This is a genomic window from Stappia sp. ABD4_338, assembly GCF_056312175.1.
In genome coordinates, this window is record NZ_CM149982.1 from 1,471,146 (window position 1) to 1,491,332 (window position 20,187).

10 protein-coding genes and 1 pseudogene are annotated in these 20,187 nt (G+C 58.9%); 5 read left to right on the plus strand and 6 right to left on the minus strand.

The features are described from left to right. Positions 1 to 89: 89 nt before the first annotated feature. On the minus strand, positions 90 to 584 hold the full coding sequence (locus ACYX4S_RS06855; RefSeq protein WP_476362346.1) for a hypothetical protein: 495 nt from the start codon (positions 582 to 584) through the stop codon (positions 90 to 92). Between the two features lie 11 nt (positions 585 to 595). Continuing rightward, entirely contained in the window at positions 596 to 2,134 is a 1,539-nt protein-coding gene (locus tag ACYX4S_RS06860; RefSeq protein WP_476362347.1) for a PDDEXK family nuclease, read from the minus strand. 800 nt (positions 2,135 to 2,934) lie between these two features. Between ACYX4S_RS06860 and ACYX4S_RS06865 the strand changes: the two genes are divergently transcribed. The 5 genes from ACYX4S_RS06865 (at position 2,935) to ACYX4S_RS06885 (ending at position 14,462) form a co-directional block, all read left to right on the plus strand. Next, a complete protein-coding gene (locus tag ACYX4S_RS06865) occupies positions 2,935 to 4,761 on the plus strand; it encodes an ATP-dependent nuclease (protein ID WP_476362348.1) in 1,827 nt (608 codons plus the stop codon). Between the two features lie 424 nt (positions 4,762 to 5,185). Next, positions 5,186 to 7,126, plus strand: a complete 1,941-nt coding sequence (locus ACYX4S_RS06870) for a hypothetical protein (RefSeq protein WP_476362349.1) — start codon at positions 5,186 to 5,188, stop codon at positions 7,124 to 7,126. 648 nt (positions 7,127 to 7,774) lie between these two features. Then, positions 7,775 to 11,623 (plus strand): ankyrin repeat domain-containing protein, encoded by a 3,849-nt coding sequence (locus tag ACYX4S_RS06875; RefSeq protein ID WP_476362350.1) that lies wholly within the window; start codon positions 7,775 to 7,777, stop codon positions 11,621 to 11,623. A gap of 3 nt (positions 11,624 to 11,626) precedes the next feature. Next, on the plus strand, positions 11,627 to 12,313 hold the full coding sequence (locus ACYX4S_RS06880; protein ID WP_476362351.1) for a hypothetical protein: 687 nt from the start codon (positions 11,627 to 11,629) through the stop codon (positions 12,311 to 12,313). 568 nt (positions 12,314 to 12,881) lie between these two features. Beyond that, complete coding sequence (locus ACYX4S_RS06885) at positions 12,882 to 14,462, plus strand: hypothetical protein (protein ID WP_476362352.1); 1,581 nt, start codon at positions 12,882 to 12,884, stop codon at positions 14,460 to 14,462. A gap of 446 nt (positions 14,463 to 14,908) precedes the next feature. On the opposite strand, the gene ACYX4S_RS06890 is transcribed toward ACYX4S_RS06885, so the two are convergent. From ACYX4S_RS06890 to cas1, 4 genes and pseudogenes are all read right to left on the minus strand, one after another. Continuing rightward, positions 14,909 to 17,029 (minus strand): hypothetical protein, encoded by a 2,121-nt coding sequence (locus ACYX4S_RS06890; RefSeq protein WP_476362353.1) that lies wholly within the window; start codon positions 17,027 to 17,029, stop codon positions 14,909 to 14,911. Between the two features lie 293 nt (positions 17,030 to 17,322). Further along, positions 17,323 to 17,705: pseudogene (locus ACYX4S_RS06895) on the minus strand (IS5 family transposase); the annotation flags it as partial. 68 nt (positions 17,706 to 17,773) lie between these two features. Then, positions 17,774 to 18,064: a CRISPR-associated endonuclease Cas2 gene (cas2, locus tag ACYX4S_RS06900; RefSeq protein WP_476362354.1), complete on the minus strand. Its 291-nt coding sequence runs from the start codon at positions 18,062 to 18,064 to the stop codon at positions 17,774 to 17,776. Positions 18,065 to 18,066: 2 nt separating this feature from the next. Continuing rightward, positions 18,067 to 20,034, minus strand: a complete 1,968-nt coding sequence (gene cas1, locus ACYX4S_RS06905; protein ID WP_476362355.1) for a CRISPR-associated endonuclease Cas1 — start codon at positions 20,032 to 20,034, stop codon at positions 18,067 to 18,069. Positions 20,035 to 20,187: the final 153 nt, after the last annotated feature.

Sequence of the window (20,187 nt, forward strand, 5' to 3'; positions counted from 1 at the left end):
CATGACAAGCATGGCCGATACGGGCCTTAGGCGGTCTGTCCTTTGAACGTCAAGGATGAGAGCGCCGGATCATCCGGCGCTCTTTTTTGTCAGTGTGGGTTGATCTGGGCGTACCTGAAAGCCGCACAGACCTGCCGCATGTCCTCTCGGGCGTTCGCCGCCGCATACGCGCTATCGAGCACGAACAAGGAGGCGTGGATCAGCGCCTCATCACGATCGCTCACACAAATTTTCTCGCCATGGAAAAGATTGTTTCGCACGAGGCCGACGGCCGCCAGGAGCATCTGCGTGTTTGTCAGCTTGTCCTGATCGGTGAATTCGACACCGCCGCCAACCTTGATCGTCAGGCGCTTCGGGGGCGCCTCGAAAAAAATTTCGGCGGCGTCCGCCGCCTCCATTTGCTTGAAGAAGTCATCGCCCAGGTCGCCCGCGAAGCCGATCCAGTCGGGAGAGGCTTTCTTGCCCTCATCGCCTGCCGCGTAGTTGCCGCGCTTCAAAGCGAATTCGAAACGCGAGAACGTCGCGAAAAACTTAAACGCGATGGGAGCGAGGTTTCGCTCGATGCCGATGCGATAGTCGTTCATGAGTTGGACCCTTACGGCCAGATGGCTTCGGCAATTGCTGCCGATTTTGCATTGTACTTCATGAAGTGCTTCCGGAACGCGGTGACGAGGCCGTCATCCTTCGTCCCCTTGCACAATGTCAGAACCTCCGGTCCGAGGCGCCACCCAATGGTGTAGCGCGTCGGCTTGATCGATGCCTTGGCCTTCTCAAGGAACTGGATCGACTCCTCGGTCAGGGGCGCGGTCGTCCAGAATTCAAAGTGAACCGGTAGGTTTTTCCAGTCGTCATGCTTCCTCGCGGATTTGAAGAAAATCGGCACGTTGTGCTGCAGCCATTTCTCGACTTCGAAATGCGGCGTCTCGCCGTACGGGGAGTGGCCCTTGCACTCGATGAAGGTCAGCGACAGGTTATCGCGCACGGCAATCACGTCTGCCTCGGCTTCTTTGGCCTCCTGCTTAAATATCCGGTTCATGCGCACCTGATGCGCTCCGCTCTTACGCAATATGTCTGCAGCCAGGTATTCGAACAGGGTGCCTCTGAGCTGGTTGGCGGCGCCCTCGATCTTGCCGAACTTGCTGAACAGCTCATCGAACGCCGTCGGGTCAATCGTCGAGAGCGCGGCCGCTTTCGTCAGGACAGTGGAAAGCTGCTTCAAACCGGCCGCAATTTCCTCGCCAAAAAGATTGGCGGGTGTAGCCGGCATGATGCCGTTTTCCTTGAGCAGCTTGAAAGCCTCTCCGCTATACCTTCCGGCCACAAAGATCTGCAGGCACGGCCCGATACTTCGAAATCCTCGTAAGGTCTTGCACTTGGTGACGAACGGCCGGACGCCCTCGACCGTGGCCTCTTCCCCCAAATGCACGTCGCACACGACGAACCCTGGCTTGTCCTTGCCCTCCTTGCCGGGCTTCACCATCGGGCCGAGATAGGACGGCGCGGTTAAGTCCCACGCGAACGTGCCCACGCGAGGCAGAGCGTCTCCGTCGCGGGTCGCCACCTTTCCGTAGCTGACTACCCCGAGCTTCTTCAGCCAATCGCTTACAGCCGTGAGCAGGAAACCTTCGGTGATGAGTCGGGTGCGAACCATTTCGGCGAGGCTGTTGTAGTAGCCCTCCGCCTGCACGATCACGATGCAGTCGCCGAGTCCTGGCAGTGCGACCCGCTGTAATAGGCCAGCCTCAATGAGGTGCTTCAACACGCTCTCGGCGGACAGATGTTTGCGCTGCTTCACCGGCGAGCCGCACACGATCGGAAACAGCCGCTCGGGCACCGCGCCGCCGCGCTGCCTCAAAGCCGCAATGGCATGGCCATAGGAGGACTTGGTCCGCATGAGAGCTTCGACCAGGTTCTCCCAATACGGGCGCGAGCCGAACTGCTGCTCGAGATACATGTACCGGGCTTTGCGGGGAAAGGTGATGTAGCCGAGGCGCCGCACATTGCCTGCGAGCCTGGACACCCGCTTTCGCGCCGCTACCGGTGAAATCCCGAGTGTGACGACCAAATACTCCGCGACCTCGCTCGATAGGCGAGGGCCGTGTGTTTCAAGGAAGCTTTCAACCAGGTCGCTCACGATATTCCGCCCATGTCACACAGCGCTATTAATAACATAAATACATGGTGGCAGCTCCGGTTTTGCGTTGTCCATCTTATGCTTTGAATCCGTTCGATAATTTCGCCTCTAAAGCGTGGCGCAAAATCAAGGATGTCACAGTGGCCATGTCCGATAGGCCCGCATCGCCCAAAACTCTGCCAATTTGTGCGTCTTGTGTGGGTGCCAAAAGGCGTGGTCTGGTTGACAGCAGGCATCACGCTTCCACTAACCTAGGCGCAGGACCGACACCACCCGACGCGGTTGTAGGTTTGGCGATCTGATAGTGTCGGCTCTTGGAACGCTGCCAACCCTAGTCGACGACCGGAATGGCGCGCGCGAAGCTGATGTCGGGGGGGGGGCGGGTCAAAACGGCAGCATTTGAGCTCTCCAAAAACACCACCCACTGGCTGCAATGGGGGCGGAGGCGGTCATGGAGGCCGCCCGCGATCTATGGCAGCTATTTCCTCCTGCAGCTCCAGGACCGGACAGTCCCCTCCCCGCCTCGGAGCTGAAGGACTGGTTTTGCCATGAGCAGTCAGACTGCAAAACACGCCCCGATCGGTCATTCAGTCTTCCAGCGCAAAATCCCGAAAGCCGACCTTCGGCTAGAGTTGGTGCGCACGTTTCGGAAGGCTCACCACGCGCCGCGTCGGACAACTGAGCTAACTCTCAACCGGGCTTGGCGAAGTGTGTTGTTCACACCAGGTCCAATACGCGGGCATGATTGTGCCCAGACTGCTATGCTGCCCCGTCTGGGAGACGAGATTCGGAGGGGGGTAATGGCGGCGACCATTAAATCGGTCCACATCGAGAACTTCCGTTCAATAAGGTCAATCGATGCTGATCTTTCTCAGTTCGCCATCTTTGTTGGTCGGAACGACTGCGGAAAATCCAATATCCTTCGGGCTTTGAACCTATTCTTCAACGGTGAGACCAACCCTGGTGTCGAGTTTGACTTCAATGAGGATTACAATTTCTTCGCACCGGCTCGCGTCCGGAAGGCTAAGGAGGTAGTTGTCCGCATCGAGATAGCACTGCCGGAAACATACCACGCGACCAACGGACACGTAATTATCTGGACCAAGCGTTGGCGCGAGGATGGGCAGTGGAGCGAGGACTACGACTACCACGGCCAGCGGATCACCGAGGGTAAGCGTGGGCAGGAGATTCGAGAGGACGTAAAGATTCCGGAGAAGTCGAACGTCCATGCGCTTCTACGCAAGATCGAGTTTGAATATGTCCCGGCCATCAAGGATGCCGAATACTTCGATGATCTCCGAGGACGTATCTATGGCATTATTTCTGAAGTAGCTGCGCGCACTTTCCACGAATCCAGTACAGCATTCGAGCAGTCGATTGGAGATCATCTGGACGAACTGACCGCCAGTATCTCTGCGTCCTTGGGTTTTGAGACCCGTCTGGCGCTGCCGCGGGACCTATATCACATCTTCGAAAAGCTCGATTTCCTGAGCGGCGAGAAGTCGGTGTCACTGAAGAACCGCGGTGACGGGGTCAAGGCCAGGCACATCCCGCTGATCCTTCGGTTCATGGCCGAGAAGAAGGCTGCGCTGCAGAAGCGTGGCGGGCAACCGATCAGCAGCATATGGGCGTATGAGGAGCCTGAAAACAATTTGGAGATCGGGAGCGCAGTGCAACTGGCGGATGAGTTGCATGCCTTGGCCCGATCGGGAATAGCCCAGATACTTCTTACCACTCATTCTCCGGCGTTTTATGACCTCGGCCAGCGGGAGGACGAGATCGCCCTCAACTTTGTGACCCGGACAACGGACGCGGAGGGCACGCTCACAAGAACGGACGCGAAGGGAATCGACGAAAGCCTTGGCACTCTGGCAATGATTGCACCGCGCATTTCAGAAATGGTCGCGCAAGTCCGTCAGCAGGAAGAGGCGAAAGCAGTTACCGCGCAGTTGGCGCAGCAGAACTGTCCGCGCATTTTTGTGGAAGGTGAAAGCGACAGGCTCGTTCTCGCCAGGTCGCTTCAGCTGTTTTTCCCGGAAGCGGTCGACCGAGTTCGTTTTGAGACAAAGCGGGAAGGGGCGGGGCACACCTACGTGATCGACATGTTGAGCGGCTGGCGTTCACAGCACAAGCATCATCCTGAACGGCCGAAGGCGGTTGGTATCGTCGACGGCGACGCTAGCCAAGCGAAGAAGGAATTCAACGCACAACCGAATAATATTAAGTCGGCAAAGTGCTTCGTCTACCCCGCACCCGCAAGTCTGCGTGCTGCCAGGGCTGCCCATTTCAATGTCCACGCATCGCTAGAGACACTTTATCCGGTTGCGGTGTGGACGGATGCAAGTGCCAAGAACCACTTGGTTAAGCGTGATCCTAGCAAAGTATGCCATCCTGATCTGGTGAACCGGATTCTGCTCGGTGAGACGACACTCGAAGAGCAGCTTCATGCAGATTGGGCGTATCTCGTGCTTAATGATTTCAAGCCGGATCAAAAGGTCACTACCGCACAACGCCTTTGCCGGCAGGCCGACGCGGACTGTCGGATGACTTTGGCAAACTTCGAAGCACTGCTTCTAGAGGCCCTGACCTTTCTCGGGATCGAAATCGCGCCTGACGTCGCAGCCTGATGCGCAAGGCTCAATCGCACAGATCGAACCTAGTTGAAGGTCTGGATTTCACAGCAGTACGCCAAAACCTGACATTCCGCTATCGGCCCCATTCTTGTCGTTCGTTCCGACCGCAGCGATAGCCTGCTTCTGCCTTTCTGGACTTTGGTTCGGCTCCCAACGAAAGCCTGCTACCAGTCCACTATGCGGAATGCTGCGCCGTGAGATCGCCGCCTAAACATCAACCGCGGACGAGGCCCACGCTCCGCTGATCTACACCGCTAGGTGTGTCAAATGTTCTGACAACGGACATACCGGACACTGACTCCATCTGTGACGACTTCGATGCTAGGTGTTTGGGAACGCCCGTGTTGATGAAATTTTTGAAGATATCGCTCTCGCGCCCGATACGGGCAATCATAGTCTTTTGTTCGGGAAGGACACCATGGATCACCAGAAAGATGTCACCGACACATGTGAAACCGCAGCAACGACAATCGCCCTTCGTGTCGCATTCGCTGGACATCGGAAGGTGACATCAGGTGAGGAGCTCATCAGGGATCGGATCCGGACCACATTCGAACTCGTCGGCCAGGTCGCTCTCAAGCTGGCGGCCGACCGCCCGGACTTTTCGTCGGGAAGATCATCTCACGTTGCCGCGTTGCTGGTGGGGGGGGCACCGGGAACAGATCGCCAAGCGGCGCGGGTTTGGTGCGACCTGCATGAGTCCGGGCTACCGCATGGACCAATACACGGTGTGTTCCCCTACCAGGATGAAGATGCAACGGACGATTGGACGTTGTCGAGTTTCTCCGCTCTAACAACGCGCCCGAGCGAACTGGCTGCAGAGCCCGACGCCCGTGTAACTGACTTCTCCATCTTCGATCAGGTCACCGTCTTGGATGGAATGGGTGCGGAAGCGGAGGTGCCATCGAGAAATGCGCATCTGGACCAAATGCGTTGGTTGGTCCGATATGGCGATCTCGTGGTGGTCGTGTGGGATGGAGAATTGCCCCGCGGCCCGGGCGGTACGGCGGATACAGTCTTCCAGGCTTTGACCCGAGGAGTGCCAGTTCTGTGGATTGACCCGGCAGAAGCAGGGCCGGCACGACTGCTCGACCCGAGGATGTTGTTTGACGACCTTGATCGGGGAGAGTTCGTCGAGGCGCTTGCAAATGAAAAACGGGAAACCTTAGCGCCGGTTGCGACGACTGACAGCCTGTTTCACTTGCTAAGGCCTTACGTTTCTCCTCCCTGGAAAGTTGCCGACAAGTCGACTGCGACGGAGAAGATCGCATACGTTTCCTACAATGTTCGCGCAGCCAAATTCGCGTCGCAACCCAAGCCTGGCGTGTGGGAGCGACAGTGGACAAAAATTTACTCTCACTTCGTCAGATTGCTTGGGGGTGTCTCATCCGTTCAGCACCAGGGCGATCCTTCCGCTGGGAATGAGCGTCTAGATCGTGAGTACGCTGCGGCCGATCTGATCGCGAACCGGGTTAGTGCACGTCACCGGTCTCTACAGATTGTCATTCTGGGCCTTGCGGCTTTGGCTGTTCTTATCGGCGTGCTTCCTGCAGGAAAGCATGTGCCGCTGCTGCGCGACGTTTCCAATCTCAAGCTGATCTGCGTTGTATTGGAGTTCTTCCTACTCGCTTCGATATTCTACCTGTGGCGGCAGGCTGCCGGGCGAGAGCGGCATCGCGTATGGGCAGATGCGAGGGTCTTCGCGGAGCGCCTACGGGGCATCCTCGTCACTTGGCCTCTTGGCATCGATGTTGGCGACAAGCACAAGATGCCGCCAGCGACCTGGACCGAATGGCGCGCGCTCGACCTGCTTCGCCAAGCCGGCCCACCTTCTGGAGTGATGTCGCAAGAGCGTCGGCTCGATGCCCTGCGGCGCGCGGAGCGTGACTTGATCTTGGCACAAGAGGCGTATCACCGGAACAATCACCGACGAATGCACCACGTTCATGTCAATCTGGAGCGGATCGAGAACACGCTGTTTCTCTTGCTTGTAGCTGCGCTGGTCGGTTTCACTCTATGGATGACCCTCGGCCTCCGTGGCATTGCGGCGAAGCCCGGCTACGCTTGGGGCGAGGTGCTTCTCATCCTAAGCGCTTTCATCCCGGCAATCGGTGCCGCCATTGTCGCGGTCGAAGCCAAGCTTGATTTCAGCGGCTCGGCGGTTCGGAGCAAATTCTTCGAAAAGCGCTTCGGGCAGCTAAAGGGTGATTTGGGGAACACGCTGGATTCCGGGCCCGATCATTGTCCCTCGCTCGCTCGGGGCACCGAGATCGTGCGCGACGCTGCATCCCTCTTGGGGCGTGATATCGAAGGCTGGCGAGCCGGTAGTGAGCGTCGACGTATTCTCCGAATGGGGTGAACGACCCTTTCGCCGTCGAACCGTTGCGCCGCTCAAGAGACGCGGCGTGACGTATGTCGATGATTGTCGGGTCATCAAGGCGATCCTTTGGCAGTTTCGCACCGGCTCGCCCTGACGTTACGTGCAGGAGCGGCATGGCTCGTGCACGACGCTCTGCAACCGGTTTGCTGTCGGAGAGCATTCGGCGCCAGCCTATCTCTGGACACGGTGTCAAAGGCTTACGACGGTCACATCGTGACGATCGACAGCGCCTGCGTCCGCGTGCAGCTGCATGGTGCCAACCGGGCGAAAAGGGACGGTGCCTGGGCGGTCCCGAGAGCATGACGCGCGGTGGAGGATGCCCGCAGCCTGCCGATCGGATTGAGCCTGAGAGAGGGCCGAGTCTATGACGGTCATCAGGCACAACCGCCATGTTCCCCTCTTTCGCCCACAACCATCGTTCTGTCGGAGCCCTTGGCGCTTGCGAGGGATTTTCAGACGGTGCGCGCCGTTGCCACAGAGGCCCAGTCAGTGCAATCTTTGCCTGTGATCGTTAAAAACAACACGCTTGAGAAAATTCAGATCGGCATTGAGACTGCGAGCGGGAGCTGCAGAAATTTTTGATGCAGGCAAGAGCCTGCGGTTTCATTTGGTGAGAGCGGGGCTTCGATGCGGCGTAGACTGGTTTTTCTGTCGTCCTCCGGTGATCTCGTCGAGACCCGGGGCAATTTCGATTTCGAATTTAGAAAGTGGAACAAATCTCTAGGACAGACCGAGCTGGAATGTAAACCGTACCGCTGGGAAGTGGATGAGGTTCTGAAAGACCTCGACGCCCGGGAGCCGATCCAGAGCGAGCTCATCCGCACCGATGGTGATGAGGTGCTTCTGACTATTGGCATGTTCGGCGAGCGGTGTGGCGTTCCCTTGGCTGATGGCGCGCCGCTTGGCCGCGACTTCGCGGCCTGGCGAGAGGGCCACTTCCGTCTTCTCCATCCCTGGCCGGTTGGCGTCGAGGCAAGCGAAGAGGCGCTGATTAACGGCTGCTATCCCTTGACAGGTACGATCTTCGAACAGCTCTGTGCCATCGACGCTGCAATAGAGGACCCCGACCGCCCCAAACCTTTCATCGGCTATGTCGCGAATTGCAACGTTGCACCGGACACGGACGTTGAGGATGTGCTTTTCAACGGCTCGCTGCTGAAAGGACGCGTGCTAAGTGGAAAGACAGACAAAGAAGAGGAAGTCCTTAGGCCCCAGCTGAAGCGCCAGCGAAGGGGGCTTCTAAACTATCTGAAGGCCCTGCGCGCCTCAGGAAAGATAGAACTGCTCCACTTCGATAGTGCTGCGGCGATGTGCTCTGGTTTGCTGGAAGAGACCAAGAAATTGGTCCTTCCCATTGCTCTTCCGCACAATGGATCGAGCGGATACAAGAACGCGCTCACCTTCTACGACATTCGCGACAGCTACCCTCTGCCGGGCCTGCAAGCCGAGGCAGATACTGTTGCCGACGAATTCTGGCGCGATGCCTTCGACCTCGGCGCGAGCGCCGCGACACGGACCCTGTTGCTGACCGGTCCCTCCGGTTGCGGCAAGACGTCGTACATGCGGCGCGGCATTCTCGGCTCGCTGGTCCGCGCGAAGGACAAAGAGGCGATCGCAATTGCATTTCGGCCAAACGACCTTGACCCGCACGGTACGGGAAACTGCCTCTGGCTGCTTTGGCAAATGATCCTTTCTGCTGACCCGCGGATCACGACCAATTTTCTAATGGATCCCTCGCGGACAGATGCCATCGGTGAGGCGGCACTCGCGCTGACCGAGGCGCTCGGGCGTATCGACGCGCGACTACTCCTGGGTATTGACCAGTTCGAGGAGTTTCTCGACATCCTGTTTCGGCAGTCAAGCTCCGAAAGCGCGGCGAATCGCCTCCGGCCCGCTTTTGAGTTCCTCCGCGCCTGCCTTGAGAGCGGCCGCTTCGCCATCGTCGCGACACTCGAGACCCAAAGAGACAAGTTGCGCGAGGATTTCGCCAATGCCGAATACGGTTGGCGGCTCGACCGGACGAAGACCCTTCATCTGAACGAGGAGCGGGTGCGGCAGATCGTTGAGGCGCCGCTCAAGGCTGCCGGCCTGCCGCCCGATGTGGACGCGCTGCGCCGGATCGTCACACTCTGGAAGGAACTCGAGGAAACTGTGAGCGTCGAGGCTTCGACGCTGCCGCTTCTAGGGCTTTGGCTGGCACGGTTGCAGGACCGCTGTCGCCCCCTTGTGCGCAAACCAGGAGGGGAGCTCACAGGGTCGTTCCTGAACGCCAGCGATGAGCCAGTGCTGACTGCTGACCACATCGACGACATGCCGGCGATGGAGAGCCTGATTGATGAGTTGGCCACGACCGCCTGGCTTGAGGTCGCAGGAAGCTACAGCGCCGTGGAGCATAAGAAGGGAAAGCCAGTTCCCAAGAAGAACGATCTCAACAGATTTTTGCAACCCCTCGTTGGTCTTTCTCATGACGGAGAAAAGGAGTTGCGCGATGTCGCGCGACCGCCGGTCCGCTCTCTTATGTCGGGTCTGATTGAACGTTTCCTGAAGTCCCGGCTAATGGTCCCGGTTCTTGCCGGTCAGCAGGAAACGGTGCGGCTGACGCATCAGGCCGTGATCGATCGGTGGGAGGCAGGCGCTGAATGGTTCAGCGACTTCGAAAGCTATCTCAATAACGAACGCGGGCTGCTCCGCAGGGCCCAGGCCTGGAACGAAGAAGGACGACCGGCCCTTCGGCAGGTTTCGAAGGCAGAAATTGCTGTCGCGGCTTCGATACTTGATATGCAGGTTGCTTTCTCTCCCTGGGATACGTCGCCCAAAAACACGCTTCTCCGGGATTATGCAATCGAGGTCTTTCGACACTCCGAAACGCCTCTGGCAAAGGTGCCTCATTCTCTGATCAAAAAACGCTACGTACATGTTGCGGCCGCCTACGGACTTGCTGATCTTCTGGAGACTTGGTTCCGCTCAGCGGACGCAGATGTCGAGGCAATTGCCAACGCAAAGAACTCCGATTCCTCAGGACCGCTCACGTCCGCCGCCTGGTCATCTCCCGCTGCCGTCGCGACGCTGCTTCGCCACAAAGCACGGGTGAAGGAGCCAGACTACAGAGGGTTTCACCCGATATGTGGCACGATCCAATCTGGCAGAAAGGACATCCTGGACCTGTTGATGGGCCAATACCGCTTCGATGAGGCGATATGCGAAAGTGATGGCCGGACAATGCTGCATCAGGCAGCGCAAGGGGGGCAGCTCTCCATTCTTCGGTACCTGATAAAAGAGGGTGCATCTCCCGATGTGGGTGATAGCAATGGCCAAACGTCGCTGATGTACGCTGCTTCAAATGGTCACCTCGATATCGTCGCAGAGCTTCGTTCTCGTTCAAGCGTCCTGGCAAAAATGAATGAGGCGGCACACAGCTGGCGAGCCAGCGACCTCGCGGCGGCCAATGGCAGATGGAAAACCCTCGAGTTGCTGCTGACAACGCCGGGTCTCACTGCAGAGGATCGCGCGGTGTTGTTCGGCCCTCGCGGCGAGAACGAGCTCAGCCCACTCGGGCTGGCTGCGGTGAACCTCCGGCCCGGCACTGTCAAGTGGCTCCTTTCTCACCCTGACATCGACCCCGGTGACACGCATCATCTTTTGGGTGGTCGCTATGGTAACCTGGCTCAGCTTGTGGCGCACATGGTGCAACGCGACCTGCCTGGCTACGACCAAAGACTGCGTGACACGCTTGAGGTCCTTCTCGACGATCCCCGTATCGACCCGACAGCGCTTGGCAAAAATGGCAAAACGCTCCATGAACTGGCCGCCAAATCCGGTCCGGCAGGACGGCTGGTGAACGGCCACACGCGCTGTCCGCGCGACTGGAAAATCATCACAGTCAAGACCGCACGCGACTGGCTCCGCAATGCCCATCGTGACGAGGCGCTCCGGATCGCCCAGCATCGTCCCGACCTGCTTCTCGACAAGACCGTTCTGACGGAAATATCCAAGGCGGCTTGGCCCTCCGTTGCGCCGCTGCTTGCTGCTCACGTCAACCTTCGTGCAACGGAAGGTCTCTGCCTGATTAAAGCGATCTACGAGAAGTATCCCTTCTCAGGGGAAAACGCCCCGAAAGAAGCAGTCAAGGCTGCGCTCTTCGGCTCGCTGATCGACCGTATCACCCCGGAGAACAGTGCCAAAAGTGGCGGGGCCCTGCTGGCGCTCGTGGCGGCGAAGGGGGGGGCGGATGAAGTCAGACGACTCCTTGAAAAGAGCGTACCGCTCGACCAACCGCTCGGCCCCCTTGGGTTCCGGCCCGCGCATTTTGTGTCACAACGGGCGGACACGGAGAAATTCGAGCTTCTGGCCAGGGCGATGCGCGGAAATCCCTTGCCTCGCGACAATTGGGGGCGCGTCTCCTCCGAAGTTGCCCCCAAGCCCGCTCGTGACCGGATCGCGGAAATCGAGGCAACATATTTCAAAGAGGAGGGTTAGACGATGTCGGACCCGCGCCACACATTCCTGCCATCACTGCATCGTCGCCTTGATATGCGCGAGATGTCGGCTCTTGCTGACCGGCTTGACCCGGTGGACGGGAAAGGTGCCTTCTCCCCCGAAACTGCGGGAGAGGTCTTCGTTCTCGATTTCTATCCCGGGCTTGACCTGATCCGGCTCACTGATCCCGCCTGGCTGCCGGAAGGTGTCTGCGTCTATCTTATCCAGCGGCAAGATGGAGAACTCTACCGTCTCAAAGGAGCCTCACCGCCGATCCATGAGGTCAATGCCAAGGCACCTCTCAAACTCACCGAAGAGCTCGTGGCCGACTATCTCCGGTTCTTCTGCTTCTTTCTCCGCGGCGAAGAAGGCCCGTACCATATTTGCGCTGAGACTGCGGACCCCCTGCTTCCCTCGGAGGCCACGGGTGTTATCGATCACGCCGAACCGCCGCGATTGTACGGTACAGATTCAGATGGCAAGTTCCGCCTGTCGGCGCCGGTCTTCTACAGCAACGCGGTCTTCAATGCCGATTTTCTGGTCTCGCCGACGGGAATGGTCGAGATGCTTGACGACTGGCCAGTCTTGGTAGACCTGCCGGCGAAGATCACAGCTCCGCTTATTGTGACGGATAGCGGTAAACAGAGCCAAGGGGCGCTAAGCGAATTGGAAATTGGAAACGAGAGCTGATAAATCAGATAACGCCGTTGAAAATACTCATGAAACAGAGGATGTCGATGTTCCACGCATCAACGTTTGGAGCGGAGTGGCAGCTTAGGTGACGCCCTCACAAACGGGATAGCCAAATCAGACCCGGTTCGATTCAAGCTCCGAAAAGAGTTTGCAAGGGTCTATTGGGTGGCGTCCAACGGGACGCCTGTCCGCGTTGGAGTTGACACCTGGTACAGGTTGCCCGCAATAGTTTGACAGTCTCGAGATTTGCGCCCGGCGGGGGAAACCCCGGCCGGGCTTTTTCGTGACTGGTGACCGGCCGGCGGGCGCGTTTAGGGACCGTACCAGGACCAAACACAATACGGGCGGACTTAGTGTTTGGGTTCGCCAGTCTGACGGCAAAAACAAAGCCGCAACAAACGCAACAATGAGGGCGCAACACCAGGCGTTGCCCTCAACATCACCGCAACATCGCTGGTCCCGTGTGAGGGCAACGGCCATCCAGCCGTCGGCCTGCAACCGGATTTTGTCCAAGCCGCCCCGGGATCCGGAGGCGGCTTTTTCGTGGGAAAAAGGAGCTGATGACATGTCGAGTGAACGCGAAATCCTGATCAAGCTGAATGACCTTCTCGAGAGCATGGCGAATACCGTGAACGCGGTCGGCCCGACGCGGCTGCTGACACTCGATCGCGCCACCCGCGCAAACGCGGCGCTCGTCTATCTGCGCGAGGGCGGACACGAGCGGTTCCGCTGGGGCCTGGCGCCCGAGGACAAGGATTTCGTGATCCAGTACAGCCCGGACGGCACGCTGTTCACCTATGACGACCGGCTGCGCATCGACAGCGAGACGGGCAAGGTGACGGTCAAGGGGCTCAGCCTTGACGGGGCGGATTTCGCGAACCCCCGTCTGACCGGCCAGACACGCTTTGCCGACGGCAGTGCCGCGGCGCCGGCAATCGCCCGGGAGGGGGACACCAACACGGGCTTCTTCTTCCCCGGCGGAGATGTCGTGGCCGGCGGGGCCGGGGGCGAGGAAGTGTTCCGGTTCAGTCCGCTGGGGTTTGCCATTGGAGGCAATGTCTCGAGCGCCTACAAGCTGGTTATTGGTGGGCATGTTCTTGCCGGCGACGGTGAGGATCATACGCCCGATGGCTCGTGGACCGGTCAGGTCACCATCAACGGCAACGGGTTCAAGGCGGGCCTTGCTGCGGATGGGGCCGGACTGTGGGTTGGAACGAACAGTGCCTCGCGCGACGTGATCATGGCCGTGAATGAGACGGAGGTGGCCCGGTTCACGCCGACCGGTCTGGCGGTTGGCGGCTCATCCGCGAACTATCCGGTTGATGTCCACGGGGACATCCGTGCGCGTGAGGCGTTCAAGGTGGGTACCGGTGCGGGGACGGCCTACGGCAATGACAATCTGATCCGGCCTGCTTCGCCGTCTGCGTTTCTCAATATCAAGGGCGGTGCGGGGCGCGCGAAGGTTCTTCTGGGAAATGACGACGTCAATATCTCGGGCGGCACGGGATCTGTTGTCTTTCGGTATGGTGCCGGGGCCAGCGATGGTGGTGTCGAGGCGATGCGTGTCGATAGTTCCGGGCGGGTTGGGATCGGAACCTCATCCCCAGACCACGACTTCGACGTGAAGGGTACGTTCAGTGTTTCCGGCGCTGCGACCCTGGGCGGGAACATCGCATTCCTGTCTGATGATGCCCGGCTCTATCCGACCAGTTCGGATGGGGCAGACAGTGCGCGTGTGGCGTTGTTGGGGGGCGGTGGGTTCACCTCGTCGCGCGGTGCCTACATGTATGTCTGCGGCAATGAGCACGCCTCGACGCCTGGACGCGCTGTCATGGTCGCGGGTGAGGGGGCCGGAGCGGACGTCAGCGGGACGCGGATCTCGCTGATCGCGAGCGACAACACGGTGTTTTACAATGGCGGTACGGAGGCTGCCCGGATCGCCTCCGGTGGTCAGTTCCTCATTGGCGCCACCTCCGGCGCCTCGAAGCTGGTCGTCAACGACGACAGTGTGCAGGTGACCAGCCCGAAAACCCCGGCAAGTGCCACCGACACCGGCGAGACCGGCCAGATCGCCTGGGATGACGAGCACATCTATGTCTGCACCGCGCCCGACACCTGGAAGCGCTCCGCGCTTACGACCTGGTGAGGAGGACGCGCCGGCCATCTTGCTCAGGCCGCACCCTGGGTGTGAGCAACGCGCGATGCAAAGAGCACGGTCGCAGGGAAGGGCGGCCGTGCACATCTCCTCTGCGTGTGCGGGGGCCGGGGGATAGATCTCCCACCGGTGGAGCCAAAGAGAGCACACCCCAGAGGTGGCGCGGGAAGACGCATGGCTTGGAGGAGGGGGTTTTATACGAACTCGCAGAACCCATTGTCTCCTAGCGTGCAGGTCACTGCGTGGAGATTTCCTCCATTGTTCAGGGCTTCCGAAGGAGTTATGACGATGCGTTGCTGATGAATTTTCAATATCTTACATTGGTAACATCAATTACTTTCAAAAACGGTGCGATATTTAAATAATTATATTAATATTTTTCGTTGTTTAAAAATATTATATTTGGCGTTCCTTGGACTGCGGGGAATAGATATACGTCAGACGTCTCGCCCGGGCTTCCAGCGATTGTCGTTGATCTTTGCAAATAACCAAATTGCAGCAAGCAAGATTGATGATGATATGAAGAATATTCCTAATATTGGCAAAATAATTTCGACCCCCAAAAGAGAAAAAATATATCCTTCTTCCGATGCAAATTTCTGATCGGCGATTAGAAGGCCTCCAAGAAGGTTGCCGCAGATCGATAGCGGAAACCCAAAGAATGCGATGGCGTTTAGCGTTGCATTTGCACGAACTTCACTGGAGGAGACGACCATGGTCTCCAGTTCTGCTATTTCCGCCAATGCCGCCGTGAGCCTTCCTTCCGCTTTCCAACGATGTTCGCAGAGCTCACGAAACCGCCGAACGAGGGGATCTTCCTCGAACTTGGCGCTTTGTGCCCAGGTCTCTCTAGCTTTCAGCTTTGCATCATAAATCGCCTTGAGTGCTCTGCGCTTGTCGCCTGCGCGCCCAGTATTGATAGCCTTCACGACGAGATTTCTTACAATGCCATTGATTTGATCGATAATCGCCCTCGCACAGTCCAACGTTGCTGCTACGTCGCGTGCGGATCGATCTAGCTCTTCCATCGGGAAATTCGCCCGTGAAGTGGTCTCCAGCAACAACATCCCACGCGCCGTGACCATGACTATTCCGCCACGCGCCTCAATGACGTCGAAATCTTCCGCCGGGGGCAACCGGTTCATTTCGATGCGCCCGACGTCAATAAAGGCGGCAAAGCTGGCCGCTATGACGGGCGACCAGGAAAAAGGAGCCCCAGAGGTCGCGGGTGTAAGACTGAGTCTCACGCCAAAGAGCTCGGTTCGTTTGTTGACAAGAACTCGACGTGCCTGAGCGGGTGGTTGGTCAAGCAGACGCCAGCCAGGCTCAGACGGCGCCTCAAAGCGCCGCAGTGAGAGACCTTGAGCTGGCGAGTACAGGTGCCATAAAATCCGGAGCACCTGAGCCCACTCAAGACGAGTGCCAGGTATCGTCTCGCCAGCCACAGTGACCGATCTTGGCGCTGCAATCATCGAATAGAGAGGGCGCCCCTCCCACCAGGGCTGACACGAGGGTGCACATATCTTTGGCTCTTCATAGAAGCTAAGCATGCCACTTCGCTGTGGTTCCCGAGGACGGCCGTGTTCAGAGCCATGCGTTGCGGCATACGCGACCCAAGCCTCCTCTTCTGCCCGCTCGATCTCGATCCACAGCTGTTTTAGATCTATGCGCTCAGCTGGGTCCGTCGATATCGTCATGTCGAAGCCCGTTCCACGCATGGTCGGTCGATAGAGCCCCCAAAGGGGATAGCCTCGACCAAGTGGAGCAGTTCCGTCTCGTCGAAGCAGAACCTTCAAGACACCGGTAAACTCGACCTCGGTCATAAAGACAGCATCGATATCCATGCGCCTGCGCGTGCCCTGAAGCGGAACGGAAAGCTGAAGCTTGAGGGCTCCGGCCAGGGCGCGCCGGTAGTGGGTCTGTTCGCGTGCAAGGGCCAGGCGTGCAATTTTGTGTAGCCGAATGGCCTCAGCTCCCGCCTTTTCTGGCAAGAGGTCCGGCACATTCCAAGGGTCGACTCCGGCAAGGACAAGCCCTGCCACATAGTCAACTGCAGACGCGAGGGGACTTTTCTGCCCTTCGTCATCAAGAGCGACGCCTCCACCCTCTCGGCTCTCGAAAAGGGCATGTGTGAAGGCATTTATCAGGACTCCCGCCATTCGCTCGACTTCAACGCCCGGCGGCGTAAAGCCTTGCTCCCACTCGGAGGCGAAGGCGACCCAAGCTTGAGCAAGTGGCCGAGTGCACAGTCGTTCCCTCAGGCACACCAGAGCTACGCAAGTGTCCGGCGATGCGTCCTCGACAGCGACCGTGAGTCCCGCAAACGGGTCCCCCCCTGAGCCGAAGGGGATGGCGTTGCGCCAAGTTAGCAGTTCTTCTTCAGTTGCACGTGCAACGAACTCGGTCGCCGAGTAGAGGGGCGTGCAGGTATCCTTGTGATTGAGGGACAGGCAGCCCTTCTGGAGCCCTGGTCGATCACCGATACCCACTTCCAGATGCCGCGGCTGCCGCTCTTCCTGCTGCTGCCTGCCGAACAGGATATTGCTCTGAGAAAGCATTTCCCCTCCAAATGACTCAGTCCTCCAAGTGTTCCTCACTTCTCGCAGATCCGCAACGCAGAGAAGGCGCATGAGGCAAAATGTTCAGAACGTATCCATCGTGGAAAATGGCGGTCATCCTGAACTTCCGATACCACACCGCAGAATGCCGAGGGCCAGTCCGCCTTGAATATGCGGTCATGCTGACCTCTCCTTGAAACTCTCTGATGATGCGTGAGAAATATCCAATTTATCTGAAGCAGATTGCATGGGGGCAATTCTCCGGATCGGGCGAAACCATCGAGGACGACTGACACCGCGTGGGTCTTGCTGGTCAGGCCGCCCCGGGAACGTCCCATGCAACCGGATCCCCCTTTTTATCCCCGTTGGCACCATGCTGGTGAACGCGGATAGAGGAGCTATCGATCATCTGGATGTCGCCGTCATAAGCGGCTGATACGGCTTTCAATATCCGATCCCAGACGCCGGCGGCTCGCCATCGCACGAAGCGGTTGTAGCAGGTCTTGTGGGAACCATAGCGTTCAGGGATATCCGCCCACGGCGCGCCCGTGCGCCAGCGCCAAAGAATACCGTTGATCACCCGACGGTCATCGACACGGGCAACGCCACGCACCTTCGTGGGAAGAAGTGGCTGGATCACCGACCATTCCGCATCGCTCATATCAAAACGGGCCATTGCAAACTCCTTGCGGAGCTTGAATCAAAACAAGCGTGATTTGGCTACCCAGTTTATGAGGGCGTCACCTAGAGCAGCCAGAACCCAGCCTCTGTCTCGACCGGAACGCCAGCTCCATATACACGGCAGTGCCGTTCGCCGCTGCGGCCGATCGTGTACACGCGCAGGCTGTCACCCTTGTCCAGCAGTGCCTCGACCTGGGTCGCCAGACGATCGGTCTGGCTCGTCGTCAGGCGCGCCTCAAAAACGGAAAACTGTACACGCGAAGCTCTTTCCTCGAGGATCCTGGCAATCCTTCGCCGTTTTCTATCGCAGCTGACATCGTAGCAAAGAACACGCAAATGCTGCTCGCGTGCCATTGTCAAACCTCCATCAAATAGGGACGAAACGCGTCAGGATCCCCCGAGCGCATTGCCGCCGCGAGGCTCTGCGCCTGAAATCGCATCATGGAGCGCCAGGCCAGCTTGCCGCCGCCATCGGGCCGGTTGACACGACGCGCCACGGCGGTCTCGTACGCAAGGATCAATGCCTTGCGGCCCTCGGCGGAGATCTCGATCCGACGTCCGTCCACGGTCTCCGACATCTCCGGACGCAATCTCCGGGCATTGCGCAGATAGATGACAAGCCCCTCGGTCAGCGGCGCCCGGAAAGGCTCCATCAGATCGTAGACCAGCCCATCATGACGATCCTTGCTGGCGTGCAGGCAGGCAATACCGGGATGGAGACCCGCGAACTGGATGGCCGCTCGGGTATCGCGTTCCAGGAGGGCGGTCAGATAGTTCATGGCGGCATTGACGTCATCCGCGGCCGGGCGAGACCGGCGAAACGGGGCCTCAAGCGGCGTGTCCAGAAGGAGCGCAAGCGCCGGCCAGTACGTCGCGGTTGCGGCACCCTCAAGGCCTCTGAGTTCCTCCACCGTCCCGGCATGGTCCAGCTTTCGCAGTTGCCGGCCGATGGCATCAAGCGCAGAACGGACCTCCGACCGTTGCCTGGTCCGGTTCAGCCGCGAGAGTTGCGCTCGCTGGTTGCGCAGTCGCGCATCAACCAAGCATCGCGCGATGGCACGAGCCCGTTCGGGATCCAGGGCGACCGAGGCCTGCGCCAGGATGAGCCCGCCCTTGCGCCCGTACGGCGGCACCACACAGCCGCGCGTTTGCCCAAACCCGTCGAGAAGCACCAAGTCTGTTCCGGTTTCTAACGCCAGATCAATGACATTGCGTGTAAAGGCAACGGCCGGAGCGACCTCGATCCGCCCTATGCGGCGATACGGCAGGGCGATCAGTTCCGTTCCGTCGTCCCGCAGGACCGAGAAACTGCGATTGCGAGTCGACAGGCTGTGGGCCTGATCCAGGACATAGAGCACGCGCGCACCGGGGTCGAAGCTCGAGCCGGCCTCTTCCAGCTCGATCACTCCCTCGTCGGTTATGTGCGACTTGACGGCGGCGCGTTGCGGCACAGCCGGATCCGGTTTCTGCTGCAGGGCAAGCGTGCGTAGGAAAAGGTACCCGATGAAGTCGAATCCACGGTCGAAGCTGACGATGCGGGTGCCCTCGTCATGCAGCTTCAGCCCATGGACCGCGAGGACCTCGACACACCGCTGCAAGGCCTTCTCGGCCTTGCGCTGGCTCTTGCACAAGATGACGAAGTCATCGGCGAAGCGGATAATCTTGACGCCGAGCGCATCGATCTCCTCATCCAAGGCGTCCAGATAGAGATTGGCGAGCAGCGGTGACAAGGGAGATCCCTGCACGAGACCTCGTCCCGGTGTTCCAAGGGCCTGCCCCTGATCCGCCAAGATCCGCCTGACCAAGGCCAGCACTGCCGCGCTGCCGGGCAAGGGGGCCAGCACCGGCTGCAGTTTGTCGAAAAGGATTTCCTGATCGATATTGTCGAAATAGCTGACGATGTCAGCCTCGATGACGACGTCGTATCCCCGGCGTCGCCAGCGTTCGATACGCTCGACCGCGTGTACGACACCGCGGCCAGGGCGGTAGGCAAAGGAACTGTCCTCGAACAGGGCGTCCAGGATGGGTGTGAGCGTGGCTGCTAGGCTTGTGTGCAGAACTCGATCGCGAATTCCGGGAATCGTCAGCACACGATAGCCGGGCTTCTTCTTCGGAATGCTGACCTTGCGGAATGGCCCGGTGCGGTAGGAGCCCGCCAGCAACTCCGCGCGCAACTGGGTGATATTGGCGAAGAGATCCCGCTGAAACTCCGCCGGTGTCACAAGGTCGCCGCCCGGACCGCCTCCATTGGCCTTGACCTTGTACCAGGCTGACTGCAGGGCTGCCTCGCTCGTCACCCTCTGCCAGAGATTGTCGTCCTCCATCCTGCTCTTCCCAGGTTCCCGAGCAAAGCCCCCCGAACGGGCGCAATCGCCGTGAAAATGGCGGTCATCCTGAACGCAATACCATCTTTTTCACTCTTCTTGAGAGGTTCAGTCCGCCGTGAAAATGGCGGTCATCCTGAACAATCACACATA